Raw genomic sequence first — 18,270 nt, 5'->3', positions numbered from 1 at the left:
CCGACGCGGGCCGTCCCACGGAACGATGCGGGAGCGATGGGCTCTTGCAACTGGTTCGCAACAAGGGCCTAAAATCGTCCGGTGCATGTTCCTGACGGATTCATCGACGCTCCCACCTCCGCCGTCACCGCAGTGGCCGCCGCAGGCGCCCTCGCGGTGAGCCTGCGCGGCGCCCGCCGTGAACTGGACGAACGGACGGCCCCGCTGGCCGGCCTGGTGGCGGCGTTCATCTTCGCCGTACAGATGCTCAACTTCCCCGTCGCGGCCGGAACAAGCGGCCACCTGCTCGGCGGAGCGCTCGCCGCGATCCTGGTCGGCCCGTACACGGGTGTGCTGTGCGTGTCCGTGGTGCTGCTCATGCAGGGCGTGCTGTTCGCGGACGGCGGGCTCACCGCGCTCGGCGTGAACATCACCGACATGGCGATCACCACTACGGTCGTGTCGTACGCCGTCTTCCGCGCGCTGCTCGCCGTCCTGCCCCGCAGACGGCGTTCGGTGACCGTCGCCTCCTTCGTCGCCGCGCTGGTGTCCGTACCGGCCGCCGCGGTCGTCTTCACCCTCCTGTACGCGGTCGGCGGGACGACCGACGTCTCCCTCGGCAAGGTCGCGACCGCGATGATCGGGGTCCATGTCCTGATCGGCGTCGGCGAGGCCGTCATCACCGCGCTCACGGTGAGCGCGGTGATCGCCGTGCGCCCGGATCTCGTGCACGGCGCGCGCGGCCTGCGCCAGCGGCTCAAGCTGCGCGTGGACGGCGCGCTCGTGGACGCGCCGGCGCCCGTCATGGCGCGCACGGCGCCCGTGGCGGCGCGCACCTCCCGGCGCACGCTGTGGGTGACGGGCCTGGTCACCTCCCTCGTCCTCGCCGGATTCGTCAGCTTCTACGCCTCCGCGAACCCCGACGGCCTGGAGAAGGTCGCGCACGACAAGGGGATCGACAAGAAGGAGGAGAAGCACACCGCCGCCGGCTCCCCGCTCGCCGACTACGGCGTCAGGAACGTCTCGAACGCCCGGCTGTCCGGCGGTCTCGCCGGTGTGATCGGCGTCGGTGTCACGGTCGTGGCGGGCAGCGCGGTGTTCTGGGCCCTGCGCCGGCGCCGGGCCGAGGACGTCTCCCCCGCCGGCACCGGGCTCTGACGTGGGAGCCGGACACGCGCACCGGCTGTACCGGCACGGGCACTCGCCCGTGCACGGTCTGCCGCCGCACACCAAGCTCGCCGCCGCCTTCCTGTTCGTGGTGGTCGTCGTGTCCACCCCGCGCGAGGCGATGTGGGCGTTCGCGGTGTACGCCGTCCTGCTCGGCTGCGTCGCGTACCACGCGCGCGTACCGGCCGTTTTCCTGCTCAAGCGGCTGCTGATCGAGGTGCCGTTCGTGGCGTTCGCGGTGCTCATGCCGTTCGTGGCGGAGGGCGGGCGGGTGCATGCGCTCGGCCTCTCGCTGAGCGTGAACGGCCTGTGGGGCGCCTGGAACGTCCTCGCCAAGGGCACGCTCGGCGTCGCCGCATCCGTACTGCTGGCCGCCACCACCGAGCTGCGTGAACTGCTGCTGGGCCTGCAACGGCTGAGGCTCCCGCCGCTGCTGGTCCAGATCGCCTCCTTCATGATCCGCTACGGCGACGTCATCACCGACGAGATGCGCCGGATGCGGATCGCCCGTGAGTCGCGCGGCTTCGAGGCCAGGGGCGTACGGCACTGGGGCGTGCTCGCCAAGTCCGCCGGCGCGCTGTTCATCCGCTCCTACGAGCGCGGGGAGCGCGTGCACCTGGCCATGGTGAGCCGCGGCTACGCCGGTTCCATGCCGGTCATCGACGAGGTGACCGCGTCCGGCGCGCAGTGGCGGCACGCTCTCGCACTCCCCTGCACCGCCGTTGTCGTCTGTCTGCTGGGATGGATCCTGTGAGCACTGCTTCCCTGGAGGTCTCCGGCCTCGCCTTCGCCTACCCCGACGGCCACCAGGCCCTGTTCGGTGTCGATTTCACGATCGCGCGCGGGGAGCGGGTCGCGCTGCTCGGCCCGAACGGCGCCGGCAAGACCACCCTGGTGCTCCACCTCAACGGCATCCTGGGCGGCGGCACCGGCACGGTGACGGTGGCCGGGCTGCCCGTCGGCAGGCAGCACATGGCCGCCGTCCGGCAGAAGGTCGGCATCGTCTTCCAGGACCCTGACGACCAGCTGTTCATGCCGACCGTGCGGGAGGACGTGGCGTTCGGGCCGGCCGCCGCCGGGATCAAGGGGGCCGCGCTTCAGGAGCGGGTGCGCACGGCCCTGGAGCGGGTCGGCATGCAGGACTTCGCCGACCGTCCGCCGCACCACCTGTCCTTCGGCCAGCGCCGGCGCGTGGCCGTGGCCACCGTGCTCGCCATGGAGCCGGAGATCCTCGTCCTGGACGAGCCGTCCTCCAACCTCGACCCGGCCTCCCGCCGCGAACTCGCGGACATCCTGCGCTCCCTGGACGTCACGGTCCTCATGGTGACCCACGACCTCCCCTACGCCCTGGAGCTGTGCCCGCGCTCCCTCGTCCTCAGCGACGGCGTGATCGCGGCCGACGGCCCGACCGCCGGGCTGCTCTCCGACGACGAGCTGATGCGAGCGCACCGCCTGGAGCTGCCGTTCGGCTTCGATCCGAGGTCCGTGACAATGGGCGCGTGACGCGTCAAGAGGACCGAGACGACCAAGGGGCCGCCGGGTCGCCGCTGCTCGACGACCAGCTGTGCTTCGCGCTGTACGCCGCGCAGCGCGCCGTGACCGCCGCGTACCGTCCACTTCTGGACGACCTCGGCCTCACCTATCCGCAATACCTCGTGCTGCTGGCGCTGTGGGAGCGCGGCGAGACCAGCGTGAAGGAACTGGCGCGCGCCCTGCGTCTGGACTACGGGACCGTCTCGCCGTTGCTCAAGCGGCTGGAGGGGGCGGGTCTGGTGCGCAGGGAGCGCGCGGCCGGCGACGAGCGCTCGGTGCTCGTCGCGTGCACGGGGCGCGGAGAGGAACTCAGGGAGCGCGCGGCGCGCGTACCCGGCGCACTTCTCACCACGACGGGCCTCGGCCCGCAGGAGATCGCGCGGTTGCGCGAGGAGTTGTGGAAGCTCACCGAGCGCGCCGACGCGGCGGCCGGCCGGCGCTGATCCCGTAGAGCATCGCGCGCTGGTCTCGCGTTACCCGCGGTTGCCACCCCCGAGTGCGGCCTGCTGACCTACCAGCCAGTACCTTGTGCGCGATGTATTTGTGCGCCACTTGTTCCGGGGGAGGCCGGCCATGACCGACGACACCGCTGTCGACACCCGTCCGACGAAGATCATGTACGTCGCCGAGGCCACCGCTCACGGCGGCCGGGACGGCTACGTCACCAGCCAGGACGGCCAGCTCGAGCTGAAGGTCGCGATGCCTCCCGAGCTGGGCGGCGACGGCACCGGCACCAACCCGGAACAGCTCTTCGCGGCCGGCTACAGCTCCTGCTTCCACAACGCGCTGATCCTCGTCGGCAACCGCGCGGGCTACGACCTGACCGGCTCCACGGTGGCCGCCAAGGTCGGCATCGGCCCGAACCGGCACCGCGGCTACGGCCTCGCGGTCGCCCTCAGCGTCTCCCTGCCGGTCCTGGACCCGGACCTGGCGGCCCGGCTGGTGGACGCGGCGCACGAGGTGTGCCCGTACTCCAACGCGACGCGCGGCAACATCGACGTAACGATCCTGCTGGGCTGATCCCACCGAGGAATCACAGGCACACAGCGCGCGTTGCACCCCCTGCCGCAGGCGACGGGACAGTGATCGAGAGGACGGCGGGCGTGGACGTGAACGGCACAGTGGCCGAGGGCTTCGAGCCGGTCAGGGAGGCGTTCGCAGCGAACTTCGCGCTGCGCGGGGAACGCGGCGCAGCCGTCACCGTGTACCGCGACGGGCACAAGGTCGTGGACCTGTGGGCCGGCACCAGGGACGTGGACGGCACCGCCGACTGGGCGCCCGGCACCGCGCAGGTCGTGCGCTCCGCCACCAAGGGCGTCGTCGCCGCCGCGCTGCTGCTCCTGCACCAGCGCGGCGAACTCGACCTGGACGCCCCGGTGGGCGCGTACTGGCCCGAGTACAAGGCGGCCGGCAAGGAGCGCACGCTCGTCCGGCATCTGCTCGCGCACCGCGCCGGCGTGCCCGTGCTGGACCGCCCGCTGACCCCCGCCGAGGCCGCCGATCCCGACGTGGGCGCCGCGGCCGTCGCCGCGCAGGCACCGGTGTGGGAGCCGGGCACGGACCACGGTTACCACGCCCAGACCTACAGCTGGCTCACCGGCGAACTGGTCCGGCGGATCACCGGCCGCCCGGTCGGCGCGTGGATAGCGGACGAGATCGCCCGGCCCGTCGGCGCAGACCTGTGGCTGGGCCTGCCGGAGGCGGAGCACGCGCGCGTGGGGCGCGTCGGCCCGGTCGAGGCGCCCGAGGCCGTGGGCGGTCTGAAGACCCGCCCCAAGCGCGCGGTGGCCGAGGCCTACGCCGACCCGGACTCGCTGACCCGGCGCGCGTTCGCCGCGATCACCCCGCTCCCCGACGAGAACGATCCCGCCTACCGCACGGCCGCCCTGCCCGCGTCCAACGGCATCGCCACCGCCGACGGGCTGGCCCGCTGCTACGCCGCGCTCATCGGCGAGGTGGACGGCGGCACCCGGCTGTTCACCCCGCGGACGGCAGAACTGGCCCGCGCCGAGCAGTCCTCCGGACCGGACCGGGTCCTGGTGGTCGGCACCCGGTTCGGCCTCGGCTACATGCTGCACGGCGCGGCGTCCCCGCTGCTCTCCCCCGGCTCCTTCGGCCACCCGGGCCGGGGCGGCGCCCTGGCCTTCGCCGACCCGGAGACCGGCATCGCCTTCGGCTATGTCACCAACGGCTTCAGGAAGAGCGTGACGGCGGACCCGCGGGCGCAGGCACTGGTACGGGCGCTACGCACGGCGCTCGCGCAGGGCCGCCGTACGCACGGTGTCCTGTAGGGCGGTGTCACACGTTGATCGTGTGCGAGGTCCGTCCGGACTCCGCGTCGATCTCGTCGTGGGCCTTGGTCAGCAGTTGCATGGCGAGTTCGTTGAGGGCACGTGCGCCTGCTATCTCCTCGCCGACCCTGGGCTGGTTGGAGTCGACTCGGTGCCGGGTGGCGTGGCCGTGCGCCCGTACCTCCGTACCGTCGGGCAAGCGCACCAGGGCCACCGCCTTGGTGTGCTGGTCGTCCTCCATGAACTCCATCTCGACGTGCCATCCGACAGCTGTGCGCATCATGAGGATCACCTCCGGGAACAGCTCGTTCCAGCTGTTTCCAGGGTGCTCCCGCGTGCGGGGAACGTCACCTCGGCGGGACGGTCGAACCTTCCCGCCCGGACTCGTCGAAGCTGGCGAAGTACGCGGCGGCCATGTCCTCGTCCGCGTGGCCCAGGGCGGCGGCACGGGCGAACCGTTCCGCGGTCGCGGCGGCGACGTCCAGCCGTACGCCGCCGCGCTCGCCGGCCTGGACGATGAGACGGGCGTCCTTCTCGGCGGTGGCCACCGCGAACGACGCCGGGGACAGCTTGCCGTCGAGGACCAGTGCGGCCTTGGCCCGCAGGTAGCCCATGTCGAGCGGGCCGCCCTCGATGAGGTCGAAGAAACCCTGCGGATCCACGCCGAGGGCGTGGGAGAGGGCGAGGACCTCACCGGTGGCGGCGGTGGCGGCGAGCACCCAGCTGTTGGCGACCAGCTTCAGCCGGCTGGCGCTGCCGGCGCCGCCGTCGGCGCCCGTCCACAGGGTTTTCGCGCCGACCGCGTCGAAGACGGGCGCGACCGCCGCCCGTCCCTCCTCGGGCCCGGCGGCCAGCACGGTCAGCCGGCCGGCCTCGGCGGGCTGGCGGGTGCCGAGGACGGGAGCGTCGTAGAAGACGAGTCCGTGCTCGCGGGCGAAGGCGGCCAGGTCGGTGATCAGCTCGGTGCCGACGGTGGTGCACTGCGCCCACGCCGTGCCGGGGCGCAGGGCCGGTGCGGCCTCGCGCATGACGTCGAGGACGGTGCGGCCGTCGTACAGCATCGTCAGGACGACGCCGGCGCCCTCGACGGCCTCGGCGGGGGTGCCGGCGATCCGTGCGCCGTTCGCGGCGAGCGGCTCGGCCTTCTCGCGCGTGCGGTTCCACGCACGCACCTCCAGCCCCGCACGGCACAGGTTCCGGGCCATGGCGGCCCCCATGATGCCGGTACCCAGCACGCTGACGGTCGGCTTGTCGGTCATGGACGGCTCCCTGTCGTTCCTGTCGCTGCCCCCTGCTCCTCAGTACAGGGCTACCCGCGGTACAGGACTACCCGGCTACCCCGCATGCATCATCAACCCGATGCCCACCACCAGCAGACCGGCCGCCGCGATTCCGGGTGCCCCGAACCGCTCCTTGAAGAACACCGCGCCGATCGCGGCCCCGACGATCATCGAGGACTCTCACAGTGCGGCGACCGGCGCGAGTCCGGCGCGGGTCTGGGCGTGTTCCAGCGAAGGAGAAGCAGCCCCGTGCCCCGAGTCCTCCCGGCAGGCCGACGGCGGCCTCCGGCCTGAACGGCGACAGCCCCGACGAGCCGTCGATCGCCGTCGATCGCCGTCGACCAAGGAAAACCGGCCGGTGAGGGGCGGTCCCGTCCCCACGGAACCCTCACCGGCCGGTCGCTGTCGCCCGGAAGCGGTACGTCAGACGCGTACCAGTTCCCTCTCCCCGTCGGGGTCGGCGTCCTTGCGCTCCTCGGCCGTGCGCAGGCCCTCGCCCTCGACGTCGACGTTGGGCAGCGCGCGGTCGAGCCACTTCGGCAGCCACCAGGCGCCCTTGCCGAGCAGCGCGAGCACCGCCGGGACGATGGCCATGCGGACGATGAACGCGTCGAAGAAGACGGCGATCGCGAGCCCGAAACCGATCATCTTGACCATCGACTCGGTGGAGCCGATGAAGCCGGAGAAGACGGCGATCATGATGACGGCGGCGGCCGTGACGACCCGCGCCCCGTGCTTGAACCCGGTGACCACGGCCTGGCTGGGCGTCTCGCCGTGGACGAACGCCTCCCGCATCCGGGTCACGAGGAAGACCTCGTAGTCCATCGCGAGACCGAAGACGACGCCCACCATGAAGATCGGCATCATCGACATGACCGGTCCGGTCTGCTCGACGTTCATCAGGCCCGACAGCCAGCCCCACTGGAAGACCGCGACCACGGCGCCGAGCGCCGCGAGCACGCTGAGCAGGAAGCCGAGCGCCGCCTTCAGCGGGACGAGGACCGAGCGGAACACCACGATCAGCAGCAGGAAGGCCAGGCCGACGACCAGGGCGAGGTACGGCAGGAGCGCGTCGTTCAGCTTCTGCGAGACGTCGATGTTCATCGCCGTCGAGCCGGTGACCAGCACCTTGGAGCCGGTCTCCGCGGCGATGCCCGCACCCTTGTCGCGGATCGCGTGCACCAGGTCCTCGGTCGTGCGCGAGGACGGCTTCGACTTGGGTACGACGGTGATCGTCGCGGTGTCGCCGGCCTTGTTGGCCACGGCCGGGGTGACGGTGACGACGTCCCGCAGGCCCTTGATCTCGTCACCGACCTCGGTGAAGGCGGCCTTGGGACGGGCGCTGTCCTTGGCGTCGACCACGACCATCAGGGGGCCGTTGAAGCCCGGCCCGAAGCCCTCGGAGAGCAGGTCGTAGGCGCGGCGCTGGGTGGTGGAGACCGGCTGGGAGCCGTCGTCGGGCAGGCCCAGTTCCAGGGATGCGGCCGGGATCGCCGCAGCGCCGAGGCCGATCACGCCGAGCAGCAGAACGGCGACCGGGCGGCGGACGACGAAGCCGGCCCAGCGGGTGCCCATGTTGGGGCGGCCGGGCTTCCTCGGCGTGCGGCCGCCGCCGAGCAGCTTGCTCTTCTCACCCGCCGGCTTGACCTTGCGGCCGGCGTAGCCGAGCAGCGCCGGGATCATCGTCAGCGCGATGAGGACGGCGACGGCGACCGTGCCCGCCGCCGCGATGCCCATCTTGGTCAGCATCGGGATGTCGACGACCGACAGGCCGACCAGGGCGATGACGACGGTGAGGCCGGCGAAGACCACCGCGGAGCCCGCCGTGCCGACGGCCCGTCCGGCCGCCTCCTCACGCTCGCGGCCCTCGGCCAGTTCGGCGCGGTAGCGGGAGACGATGAACAGGGCGTAGTCGATGCCGACGGCCAGGCCGATCATGGACGCCAGGGTGGAGGTCGTCGAGCCGAGATCCAGGGCGCTGGCGAGCGCGGTGATCGTGGAGACGCCGATGCCGACGCCGATGATGGCGGTGAGCAACGGGAATCCGGCCGCGAGCAGGGAACCGAAGGTGATCACGAGGACGACGGCGGCGATCGCGATGCCGATGACCTCGCTGGAGCCGGTCTCGGGGGCCGCGCTCAGCGCGTCACCGCCGATCTCGACGGTCAGCCCGGCGTCCCGCGCGTGCCGCGCGGCCTCCTTGAGGGCGTCCTTCGAGGAGTCCTCCAGCTCCATGCCGGAGACCTTGTACTTCACCGAGGCGTAGGCGATCGTGCCGTTCCTGCTGACGGCGTGCCCGGTGTAGGGGTCGGCGACGGAGGCGACCTCGGAGCCGCGCTGCAGCTCCTTCACCGTCTTCTCGGCGGTCGCCCTGTTGTCGTGGTCGGTCATCTTCTCGCCGCCGGGTGCCTTGAAGACGACCCGGGCGGTGGCGCCGTCGGCGCTCATGCCGGGGAAGCGCTGTTCCAGCAGGTCGAAGGCCTTTTGCGCCTCGGTGCCGGGGATGGAGAAGGACGTGTTGCCGGCGGCCGGCGCGGAGGCGGCGCCCACCCCGGCGAGGGTGAGCAGCGCGACCCATATGAGGGCGACGAAGTGGCGTCGCCGGAAGGCGAGCCGGCCGAGTTTGTAGAGGAACGTGGCCACTTGAGGCGTACTCCGGTCAGGTCGTGGGGTTCATCAGGGCAGGGGTGATCAGCCCGACGACGTGAGCGGTGACGTCAGGTGGTGGGCTTGCCGGGGAGAGGGCTCAGCTGGTGGGAACGCCGAGGGCGGGGAGGACCACGGCGTCGATGTACGAAGTGAGGAAGGCCTGCGTCGGCGGCAGCTCGTCGAGCATCGCGCGGGCGGCGAACCCGCCGAGCATCATGTGCATCACGTAGTCGATCGCCGGGTTGTCCGCACGGACCTCGCCCCGGTCGATCGCGCGCTGCAGCACACGGCGGAACTCCGCCATCTCGGGCTCGATGAGATGGTCCCGGAACGCCCGCAGGAGGTCCGGGTTGCTGTGGACGGCCATGGCCAGACCCCGCATCAGCGCGGCGTTCTGCTCCATCTCGCAGTCGTCCGAAGCCAGCGTGAGGGCGTGCAGATCGCCTCTGAGCGACCCGGTGTCGACCGCCGCCGCGGCGGCACCGGGCTTGTTGTGCCGCACCGCCTTCGCCACCAGCTCGGCCTTGCCGCCCCACTGGCGGTAGAGCGTGGCCTTGCTGGACCGGGTGCGGGCGGCGACGGCGTCCATGGTGAGGGCGTCGTAGCCGACCTCCCGGAGGAGGTCGAGCACGGCCTCGTACAACTCGGCCTCGCGCTCGGGCGTGATCCGGCTGCGACGCCCCGGTGCGAGCACCGGCTCCGCCGGAGCGGCGGACGCCGCGCCCTGTGCCGCGACCTCGCTCATGCCACTCACCTTCCGCTCCGCGGCCTTCTTCGTTCGTCCACCCTCAAGATACCCCCCGAGCCTACGAAACGAAACGGTTTCGTACGTGCCTTGGATCACGAACGTGAAGGACGCATAAGTTGCTGTGCCCCCGTGTGCGGAAAAGCATGGGGAGGTGAGCTATCTGCGCTTCCCCCACCTCAGCGGCGACCTGCTGTGCTTCGTGGCCGAGGACGACCTGTGGCTGGCCCCCCTCGACACCCCCGGCCGGGCCTGGCGGCTCACGGTGGACCGTACGAAGGGCGGGCACCCGCGTTTCTCGCCCGACGGCCGCCACATCGCGTACACGACCTGGCGCAGCCTCGTACCCGAGATCCACCTCGTGAGCGTCGACGGCGGCCCCGCGCGGCAGCTGACGTACTGGGGCAGCACCGACACGCAGGTCTGCGGATGGACACCCCCCGACCAGGAAGGCAACGCCGACATCCTGGCCGTCGCCTCCCACGGCGAGCCCTTCTCCTACTTCACCTGGGCCTACAAGGTGACCACCGACGGCGACCCGGGCCGCAAACTCCCCTGGGGCCCGGTCTCCGACATCCAGGTCGCCGACATCGACGGCCAGCACAAGACCCTGCTGCTCACCGGCACCCCACCGCACGAACCGGCCTCCTGGAAGCGCTACCGCGGCGGCGCCACGGGCCGCCTGTGGCTGCACGGGCAACGCCTCCTGCCCGACATCGGCGGCCATCTGGCCTGCCCCATGTTCGTCGCCGGCCGGATCGCCTTCCTCTCCGACCACGAGGGCGTCGGCAACCTGTACTCCTGCGCCCACGACGGCACCGACCTGCGCCGCCACACCGACCACGACGCCTTCTACGCCCGGCACGCCTCCAGCGACGGCAGTCGCGTGGTCTACCAGTGCGCGGGCGACCTGTGGCTGGTGGACGACTTCTCCCCGGACGCCGTACCGCGCAAGCTGGACATCCGCCTCAGCGGGCCGGCCACCGGGCGCCGCCGGTACCAGGTGCCGGCCGCGCAGAACGTCGACGGCATCTCCGTGGACGACACCGGCCGGGCCAGCGCCGTCGTCGTACGCGGCAGCCTGTACTGGCTCACCCACCGCGACGGCCCCGCCCGCACGATCACCGACACGCCCGGGGTGCGGGTACGGCTGCCGGAGATGCTGGGCACGACCGGCCAGGTGGCGTATGTGACGGACGCCGAGGGCGAGGACGCCGTCGAGACCGCCCAGCTCCCCCGCGCGACCGGCGACCGCCCTCCCCGCCGTCTCGCCTCCGGCGCACTGGGCCGGGTCCTGGAGATGGTCTCGGACCCGCTGGGCGAACGGCTGGCGATCGCCTCGCATGACGGGCGGTTGCTGCTGATCGACGTGGGGGAGGAGGGCGGGGCCGCTGAGGACGGCGGGGGCGGTGAGCAGTTCGGAGACGGTGAGGAGGTCGGGCAGGTGGGGGAGGTTGAGGACGGCGGCGGTTCAGAGGACGGCGAGGGCGCTGCGCAGGGCGAGGGTGGCGGCCAGGTCGCCGAGAGCAGCGGCGGCGAAGGTGGCGGTCGGGCTGCCGAGAGCAGCGGCGGCGAGGGCGCCGGAGCCGCGGCGAGTGCTGATGAGCAGGCCACCGGGCCCGAAGCCGGCACCGGCGAACAGGGCGCCGTCACCGCGGCAGCCGCCGGAGCACGGGGGACCGGACCCGCGGCAGCCGCCGGAGCACAGGGCACCGAACCCGCGGAAGCCACCGGAGCACACGGCACCGAACCCGCGGAAGCCACCGGAGCACACGGCACCGAACCCGCGGAAGCCACCGGAGCACACGGCACCGAACCCGCGGAAGCCGCCGGAGGCCGGGTCACCGAGCTGATCCGTTCCGTCAACGGCCCCGTCCGCGACCTCTCCTTCTCGCCGGACGGCGCCTGGCTCACCTGGTCCCACCCGGGCATCGGCCGCTCCCTGCGCCAGATCAAGCTGGCCCGCATCAAGGACCGGCTGATCGTGGACGTGACCAACGGCCGTTTCGAGGACGAGAACCCCGTCTTCACCCGCGACGGCCGCTACCTCGCCTTCCTCTCCTGGCGCGGCTTCGACCCGGTCTACGACGTCCACACCGGCGACCTGTCCTTCCCGCTCGGCTGCCGCCCGTACCTCGTCCCGCTGAACTCGGCGACGCCCTCCCCCTTCGCCCTGAACCCCGAGGGCCGTCCGGCGGCCGGCGGGCTCGACCCGGTCGAGGACGAGGAGACGGGCGAGGCCGGCACGGTGACCGTGGAGGTGGAGGGCCTGGCGATGCGGGTCACGCCGTTCCCGGTCATCGCCTCCAAGTACTCCGCGCTGCACCCGGTCGCCGGCGGCGGCCTCGTCTGGCTGCGCTGGCCGATCTCCGGCGCGCTCGGCGAGACCTTCGCCAACCCGGCCGACATCAGCGGCCGGCCGACCCTGGAGTACTTCAACATCACCAAGGCGAAGAAGTCCGAACTGGTCGACCACCTGGACTGGTTCGCGGTCAGCGGCGACGGCACCCGGCTGGTCGTCGTCGACGAGGGCGACCTGCGCGCGGTCCCCTCCACGGAGCTGGGCGACAGCGACACGACCGTCTGGATCGACCTGCGCCGCCTCCTGCACGCGGTCGACCCGCCCGCCGAGTGGCGTCAGGCCTACGACGAGGCGGGACGGATCATCCGCGCCTACTTCTGGGACCCGGGCATGAGCGGCGTCGACTGGGACGCGGTGCTCGACCAGTACCGTCCCCTCGTCGAACGGATCGCCTCCCCCGACGAGTTCGCCGATCTCCTGCGGGAGGTCCTCGGTGAACTGGGCACCTCGCACGCCTACGTCACCGCCGCCCGCCGCAACGAGGGCCCGCCCCACTACCAGCGCTGGCAGGGCCTCCTCGGCGCCAACTTCGCGCACCGGGAGGAGGGTTGGATCGTCAAACGCATCCTGCCCGGCGACTCCTCCGACTCCAAGGCCCGCTCCCCGCTGGCCGGCACGGGCATCCGCGAGGGCGCCGTCCTCACCCACGTCGACGGCCGCCCGGTGGATCCGGTGACAGGACCGTATCCGCTCCTCGCCGGCTCCGGGGGTACGACCGTGGAGCTGACGTTCACCCCGGCGCAAGGGCAGCCGGGCCGGGCCCGCCGGGTCGCCGTCGTCCCCCTCGTCGACGAACGGCCGCTGCGCTACCAGGACTGGGTCGCGAAACGCCGCGACGTCGTCCGGGAGTTGAGCGGCGGCAAGTGCGGCTACCTGCACATTCCCGACATGGGCGGCTCCGGCTGGGCCCAGTTCAACCGCGACCTGCGCATGGAGGTCTCCCGGCCGGCCCTGATCGTGGACGTGCGCGGCAACGCGGGCGGGCACATCAGCGAACTCGTCATCGAGAAGCTGACCCGGACGATCCTGGGCTGGGACCTGACGAGGGACGCGCAACCGGTGTCGTACACCTCGAACGCCCCGCGGGGCCCCGTGGTGGCCCTCGCCGACGAGGCGACGTCGTCGGACGGCGACATGATCACGGCGGCCTTCAAACTGCTGAAACTCGGCCCGGTGGTCGGGCAGCGCACCTGGGGCGGTGTGGTCGGCATGACCGGCCGCCACCGGCTGGGCGACGGCACGGTCATCACGGTGCCGATGAACGCGGCCTGGTTCGACGCCTACGGCTGGTCCGTGGAGAACCACGGCGTCGCCCCCGACCTGGAGATCATGCGCACCCCCCTGGACTGGGCGGAAGGCCGCCACGCCCAGCTGGACGACGCGGTCCAGCTGGCCCTGGAACTCCTGGAGTCCAACCCGGCGGCCGTTCCCCCCGACTACAGCGAGACCCCCGACCGCTCCCGCCCGAAGCTCCCGCCACGAGGGACGCCGGGGAACTGATCGACCACCACCCCGAAAGGCAGACGCGGGGCACCCTCCACGAAGAAGGGCGCCCCGCGCCGAACCGGCCAAAGCCGAGCGCAGCGACTACGCGTCGTAGTCCCGGTCGAAGCGGTCTTCCATCTCCGCTTCCGTGTCCTCGATGTCACGCATGTTCTCGCGACCGCGCTGCGACTGCTGCTGGCCGCGCTCGGGCTGCTGCTGGCCACGCTGGGGCTGCTGCTGCTGACCGCGCTGGGGCTGCTGCTGACCGCGCTGGCCGGCCCGCTCACGGGCCTCACCGAGCTTCTGCTTGCCCTGTTCCTGCCACTCGTTGGCCTTGTCCTTCATACCCATGTGGGTTCACTCCCGTAGTGGGTGAGATGGGGGAATCGGCCCCTTGGTGGGGCCTCACCCAGATTCACACGGCCGACCACGGTGTGCATGTGGATCAGTCACGGGGCGTAGCGCGGGCTTCTTCGTCCGCCGCCCCACCTGCACCGACGAGTCCGGAGCGCATTCCCTGCAGGCGGGGCGCGAACCGCTTCATCTCGCGCTGCCCGACCGCCCCGATGAGCGCCGGCAGATACCCGCGCACGCCCTGCATGCCGCGCAGCCACCACTGCCCGTACACATGCGCCGAGCGCCGCTCGATCCCGGCGACGAGCCGGTCCACCGTCGGCCCCAGGGGGTACGTCTTGTTGGACGGCCACACCAGACGCTGCCGCAACTCCCGCATCACGTCGTCCTGGTCGGCGCCGCGCACCATGTCGGTGTCGGTCCAGGACAGGTACCCGACGCCGACGCGCACGCCCTGGTAGCCGACCTCGGCACGCAGACTGTGCGCGTACGCCTCCACACCCGACTTGGACGCGCAGTACGCCGTCATCATCGGCGCCGGGGTGATCGCGGCGAGCGAGGCGATCTGGAGCAGGTAGCCCCGGCTCTCCACGAGCACCGGCAGGAACGCCCGCGCGGTCACCGCCGAACCGATCAGGTTGACCTCGATCACGCGCCGCCATGCCTGCGGATCGGAGTCGGCGAACGGACCGCCCGTCGCCACACCGGCGTTGGCCACCACGATGTCGACCTTCCCGAACCGCGCCTTCACCTCCTGCGCGACCCGGCTCATCGTCTCGTGGTCGGTGACGTCGGCGTACCAGTAGGCGCTGTCGCTGTGCAGGCGCGAGGAGACCTCTTTCAGCGCCTCCTCCTCCAGGCCGACCAGCGCGACCTTCGCGCCGCGCGCGGAGAGCTTGCGCGCCAGCAGCTCACCGACCCCGCGCGCCGCTCCGGTGACGACCGCGACCTGCCCTTCGAGGCTGACCCTGCTCATGCGCCCTCCTTGGTCTGCGCCGGGGTGGAACGGTGCTCGTCGTGCGCGTCGCCGGGGTCGGCCCCGATGACGGTGACGTACGTGGTGACGAGTTCCCGGATCCTGCCGATCACCAGGCCGGGAGCCTCGATCGGGGTCATGTGGCCCACGCCGGCCAGTTCGGTGAGGCCGACGCAGTGCGGCAGCGTCGCGACCAGGGCACGGGCGTGCACGGGGGGCGTGAGCCGGTCGGACGCGCCGTGCACCACCGCGGTGGGCGCGTGCAACTCCCGTACGCCGTGGTCGAGGTCGAGCGCCTCGAGCACGCCGGCCCATGCGTGGCGCGCGGCGCGCGGGCAGGCGTGCACGATCCGCGCGCACGCCTCCACCATGTGCGGTGCGGAACCGGCGCCCATGGTGGCGTACTTGAGGATCCTCTTCGCAACCGGCGTGACGGGTCCGAGCGGGGCGCGCGAGCCGAGAACGCGCCCGGTGATCCAGGTGCGCACCCGCCCGGCGCGCAACGGCACCACACGCGCCTGCGCGACCAGCCGCGAGCTGCCGGTGCTGCACAGCAGGACGGCGGCGGCGTGCTCACGGAACCGGGGGCGCGGGGCCGCGGCCATGACCGTCATCCCGCCCATGGAGTGGCCGACGATCAGCGCCTTCTCCCCGCGCGCGAGCGTCTGCGCGAGGACCGCCTCCAGGTCGTCCGCCAGCGCGTGGGTCGTGCACGCGGGGCTCGCGGGACTGCGCCCGTGCCCTCTCTGGTCGTACGCGATCACCCGGTGGTCGGCCGCCAGGTCCCGTATCTGCGCGGCCCAGAAGGCGGTCGAACAGGTCCAGCCGTGGGAGAGGACGACGGGGGGCGCGTGCTCGGGCCCGTGCACCTCGACGTGCAACCGCGCGCCGTCGGCGGAGACGACGGTGAGCTCACGGGAGGGGACAGGCGGGGCGTAGGGGCCGGAAGTGACGGAGGTGTGGCGGCTCATGCAACGGCCTCGCTCTGCTTCCCGGGCACTGCTGCCGGCTTGCGGATGACCTCGTACTCGGAGAGGTCCACCCGCCGGGTCGCACGCCGGAACTCGGATGTCGTACCGGGCCAGACGGTGGTGTTGCGGCCGCTCGCGTCCAGGTACCAGCTGGTGCAGCCGCCGGTGCTCCACACGGTGCGCTTCATGCGTTCCTGGACCTTGCGGTTCCAGTCCTCGACGGCCGCGGGCCGGGCATCGAGGGCCGTACGGCCGCCGAGGACGTCCAGTTGGCGCAGATAGTCGGCCATGTAGTTCAGCTGGGACTCGATCATGAGGATCATGGAGGAGTTCCCGAGGCCGGTGTTGGGCCCGATGATCGTCATCCAGTTCGGGAACCCGGCGGCGGCGGCGCCGCGCAGCGCCTGCATGCCGTTCTTCCAGGACTCCGCGAGCGTGATGCCCTCGGCCCCGGTCACCCGCTCGGCGATCGGCATGTCCGTGACGTGGAAGCCCGTACCGAAGATGATCGCGTCGACCTCGGCCTCGGTGCCGTCGGCCGCGACGACGGTCGAGCCGCGGATCTCCGCGAGACCGCTGGCGACGACGTCCACATTCGGCTCGGTCAGCGCCGGGTAGTAGGTGCTGGACAGCAGGATCCGCTTGCAGCCGATGCGGTAGTCGGGGGTGAGCTTGGCGCGCAGGGCCGGGTCCTTGATGGCGCGGGCCATGTTGCGCTTGGCGAGCCGCTCAAGGAATCCGAGTTCGTCGGGGTGCTTGGTGAACGCCTGGACCTGCAGTTCCCGGATGCCCCACAGCAGGCCGCGCCTGAGCTGGGTGGTGAAGGGCACCGACCGGTGCAGCCGGCGCTCGGCGCCGCTGATGGCCCGGTCGACCCGGGGCACGATCCAGGGCGGGGTGCGCTGGAAGAGGGTGAGCCGGCCGACCTGTGGCTGGATGGACGGCACGATCTGGATGGCGGAAGCACCGGTGCCGACCATGGCGACGCGCTTGCCGCGCAGATCGTAGTCGTGGTCCCAGCGGGCGGAGTGGAACACCTTGCCCGGGAAGGAGGCCAGGCCCGGGATCTCCGGGATCTTCGGGTCGGACAGCGGCCCGGTGGCGGAGACCACGACGTCGGCGGTGAGCGTGCCACGCGCGGTCTCGATCTCCCACCGCAGGTTCTGGGCGTCCCAGGTCATCATCTTGACTTCGGAGTCGAAGCGGATGTGCGGGCGCAGTCCGAAGAGGTCGCTGACGTGCTCCAGGTAGGCGCGGATGTGCCGCTGCCCGGAGAAGGTGCGCGGCCAGTCGGGGTTGGGCGCGAAGGAGAAGGAGTACAGGTGGGAGGGCACGTCACAGGCGCACCCGGGGTAGCTGTTGTCCCGCCAGGTGCCGCCGACGCTGTCCGCCCGCTCCAGGACGGCGAAGTCGGTGATCCCTTCGCGGCGCAGCCGCACTGCGGCCCCCAGCCCGCCGAACCCGGACCCGATCACCGCCACCCGTACATGCTCGTGCTCGGCCATCCCGAAGCCTCCACGCATCACCTTGGACTCCGCCAGTGAACACTGGCGCAATGGGACTGTAGAGCAGCTCCGTACCGAGCGGTAGGGGGCGCGGAGGGAAAGTTACCGGGGGTACAACATAGGCTGCGGGCGTGGCAGACGACGGTGAACGCAAGGCGGATCAGGGCGCCCGGCACGAGGAACAGGACGGCGCGCACCACGGCGCGCACGACACCGGACCGCGCGAGTACCGGATGGAGGAGCTGGCGCGCCTGGCCGGCATCACCGTGCGCACCCTGCGCTTCTACCGCGAGCGCAAACTGATCCGGCCACCCCGCCGCGAGGGCCGTATCGCCTGGTACGACGAACACCACCTGGCCCGCCTGCGCACCATCGCGGCCCTGCTGGAGCGCGGCCACACACTGAACGGCATCGCGGAGCTCGCGGAGGCCCTCGACCAGGGCCGGAACGTCGCCGACCTCCTCGGCGTCGACACCCCGAGCGAGGAGGAGCCGGTCCGCCTCACCCCCGAGGAACTCGCCGCCTACTTCGAGGGGGAGGTCACCGCCGAGAACCTCGCCGCCGCTCTGGAGCTGGGCTACCTCGGCACGGACGGCGACGAGATCGTGCACATCAGCCGCCGGCTCCTGGACGTCTCCTCCGCGCTGGTCCGCGAGGGCATCCCGCTCGGCGAGGTACTCACGGCCGCCGCCCGTGTCCGCGAGCACGCCGACGCCCTGGCCGAACTCTTCACCGACCTGATCCTCCGCCACGCCCCGCAGGAGGACCTCCCCCGCCTGCGCCCCCTGGCCCGCAGCGTGGTGGAAGCGGAACTCTCCCTGGCCCTGGACCGGCGCCTCATCAAGGAGACAGGCGCGCAAAGCACCTGAACACGCCCCGGGGGGGGGGGGGGGGGGGGGGGGGGGGGGGGGGGGGGGGGGGGGGGGGGGGGGGGGGGGGGGGGGGGGGGGGGGGGGGTGGGGGGGGGGGGGGG

The 18,270-nt window shown here is 72.1% G+C and carries 16 protein-coding genes and 1 pseudogene; 8 read left to right on the top strand and 9 right to left on the bottom strand.

Annotated elements, in window-relative coordinates; translation table 11 throughout:
- The first annotated feature begins 81 nt into the window (after positions 1-81).
- The 6 genes from ACZ7GZ_RS17305 to ACZ7GZ_RS17280 all read left to right on the top strand — a co-directional run bounded on the left by ACZ7GZ_RS17305 (position 82) and on the right by ACZ7GZ_RS17280 (position 4,970).
- Positions 82-1,137: an energy-coupling factor ABC transporter permease gene (locus ACZ7GZ_RS17305; RefSeq protein ID WP_471024899.1), complete on the top strand. Its 1,056-nt coding sequence runs from the start codon at positions 82-84 to the stop codon at positions 1,135-1,137.
- 1 nt (position 1,138) lies between these two features.
- Positions 1,139-1,900, top strand: a complete 762-nt coding sequence (gene cbiQ / locus ACZ7GZ_RS17300; protein ID WP_471024897.1) for a cobalt ECF transporter T component CbiQ — start codon at positions 1,139-1,141, stop codon at positions 1,898-1,900.
- Positions 1,888-2,649, top strand: a complete 762-nt coding sequence (locus tag ACZ7GZ_RS17295; protein ID WP_471024896.1) for an energy-coupling factor ABC transporter ATP-binding protein — start codon at positions 1,888-1,890, stop codon at positions 2,647-2,649. The genes cbiQ and ACZ7GZ_RS17295 overlap by 13 nt, the downstream gene beginning before the upstream one ends.
- A complete protein-coding gene (locus ACZ7GZ_RS17290; RefSeq protein WP_471024895.1) occupies positions 2,646-3,122 on the top strand; it encodes a MarR family winged helix-turn-helix transcriptional regulator in 477 nt (158 codons plus the stop codon). Before ACZ7GZ_RS17295 ends, ACZ7GZ_RS17290 begins: the two co-directional genes overlap by 4 nt.
- 130 nt (positions 3,123-3,252) lie before the next feature.
- Complete coding sequence (locus ACZ7GZ_RS17285) at positions 3,253-3,699, top strand: organic hydroperoxide resistance protein (RefSeq protein ID WP_471024894.1); 447 nt, start codon at positions 3,253-3,255, stop codon at positions 3,697-3,699.
- An 83-nt stretch (positions 3,700-3,782) separates the two neighbouring features.
- Complete coding sequence (locus ACZ7GZ_RS17280; protein ID WP_471025097.1) at positions 3,783-4,970, top strand: serine hydrolase domain-containing protein; 1,188 nt, start codon at positions 3,783-3,785, stop codon at positions 4,968-4,970.
- A 7-nt stretch (positions 4,971-4,977) separates the two neighbouring features.
- Here ACZ7GZ_RS17280 and ACZ7GZ_RS17275 read toward each other — a convergent pair whose 3' ends face one another.
- The 5 genes and pseudogenes from ACZ7GZ_RS17275 to ACZ7GZ_RS17255 all read right to left on the bottom strand — a co-directional run bounded on the left by ACZ7GZ_RS17275 (position 4,978) and on the right by ACZ7GZ_RS17255 (position 9,644).
- The gene (locus ACZ7GZ_RS17275; RefSeq protein WP_471024892.1) at positions 4,978-5,253 is read right to left on the bottom strand and encodes a DUF1876 domain-containing protein; all 276 of its coding nucleotides are present in this window, start codon (positions 5,251-5,253) and stop codon (positions 4,978-4,980) included.
- A 64-nt stretch (positions 5,254-5,317) separates the two neighbouring features.
- Positions 5,318-6,229, bottom strand: a complete 912-nt coding sequence (locus ACZ7GZ_RS17270; RefSeq protein WP_471024891.1) for an NAD(P)-dependent oxidoreductase — start codon at positions 6,227-6,229, stop codon at positions 5,318-5,320.
- A gap of 75 nt (positions 6,230-6,304) precedes the next feature.
- Positions 6,305-6,472: pseudogene (locus ACZ7GZ_RS17265) on the bottom strand (EamA family transporter); the annotation flags it as partial.
- 201 nt (positions 6,473-6,673) lie between these two features.
- Positions 6,674-8,893: an MMPL family transporter gene (locus ACZ7GZ_RS17260; RefSeq protein WP_471024890.1), complete on the bottom strand. Its 2,220-nt coding sequence runs from the start codon at positions 8,891-8,893 to the stop codon at positions 6,674-6,676.
- 103 nt (positions 8,894-8,996) lie between these two features.
- The gene (locus ACZ7GZ_RS17255; RefSeq protein WP_471024888.1) at positions 8,997-9,644 is read right to left on the bottom strand and encodes a TetR/AcrR family transcriptional regulator; all 648 of its coding nucleotides are present in this window, start codon (positions 9,642-9,644) and stop codon (positions 8,997-8,999) included.
- Between the two features lie 154 nt (positions 9,645-9,798).
- Between ACZ7GZ_RS17255 and ACZ7GZ_RS17250 the strand changes: the two genes are divergently transcribed.
- On the top strand, positions 9,799-13,506 hold the full coding sequence (locus ACZ7GZ_RS17250) for a S41 family peptidase (protein ID WP_471024886.1): 3,708 nt from the start codon (positions 9,799-9,801) through the stop codon (positions 13,504-13,506).
- Between the two features lie 87 nt (positions 13,507-13,593).
- Here ACZ7GZ_RS17250 and ACZ7GZ_RS17245 read toward each other — a convergent pair whose 3' ends face one another.
- From ACZ7GZ_RS17245 to ACZ7GZ_RS17230, 4 genes are all read right to left on the bottom strand, one after another.
- The gene (locus tag ACZ7GZ_RS17245) at positions 13,594-13,842 is read right to left on the bottom strand and encodes a hypothetical protein (protein ID WP_471024884.1); all 249 of its coding nucleotides are present in this window, start codon (positions 13,840-13,842) and stop codon (positions 13,594-13,596) included.
- Positions 13,843-13,936: 94 nt separating this feature from the next.
- Positions 13,937-14,821, bottom strand: a complete 885-nt coding sequence (locus ACZ7GZ_RS17240; RefSeq protein ID WP_471024882.1) for an SDR family oxidoreductase — start codon at positions 14,819-14,821, stop codon at positions 13,937-13,939.
- Complete coding sequence (locus ACZ7GZ_RS17235; protein ID WP_471024881.1) at positions 14,818-15,792, bottom strand: alpha/beta fold hydrolase; 975 nt, start codon at positions 15,790-15,792, stop codon at positions 14,818-14,820. Before ACZ7GZ_RS17235 ends, ACZ7GZ_RS17240 begins: the two co-directional genes overlap by 4 nt.
- Positions 15,789-17,297 (bottom strand): flavin-containing monooxygenase, encoded by a 1,509-nt coding sequence (locus ACZ7GZ_RS17230; RefSeq protein ID WP_471024880.1) that lies wholly within the window; start codon positions 17,295-17,297, stop codon positions 15,789-15,791. The genes ACZ7GZ_RS17235 and ACZ7GZ_RS17230 overlap by 4 nt, the downstream gene beginning before the upstream one ends.
- Positions 17,298-17,530: 233 nt before the next feature.
- Between ACZ7GZ_RS17230 and ACZ7GZ_RS17225 the strand changes: the two genes are divergently transcribed.
- Positions 17,531-18,166, top strand: coding sequence for a MerR family transcriptional regulator (locus ACZ7GZ_RS17225; RefSeq protein WP_471025095.1), 636 nt, complete (start codon positions 17,531-17,533; stop codon positions 18,164-18,166).
- Positions 18,167-18,270: the final 104 nt, after the last annotated feature.

It is taken from the genome of Streptomyces sp. NPDC037288 (assembly GCF_055603265.1).
The sequence above is the reverse complement of the archived record's forward strand: the minus strand, read 5'-3'. Positions and strand labels throughout refer to the sequence as shown.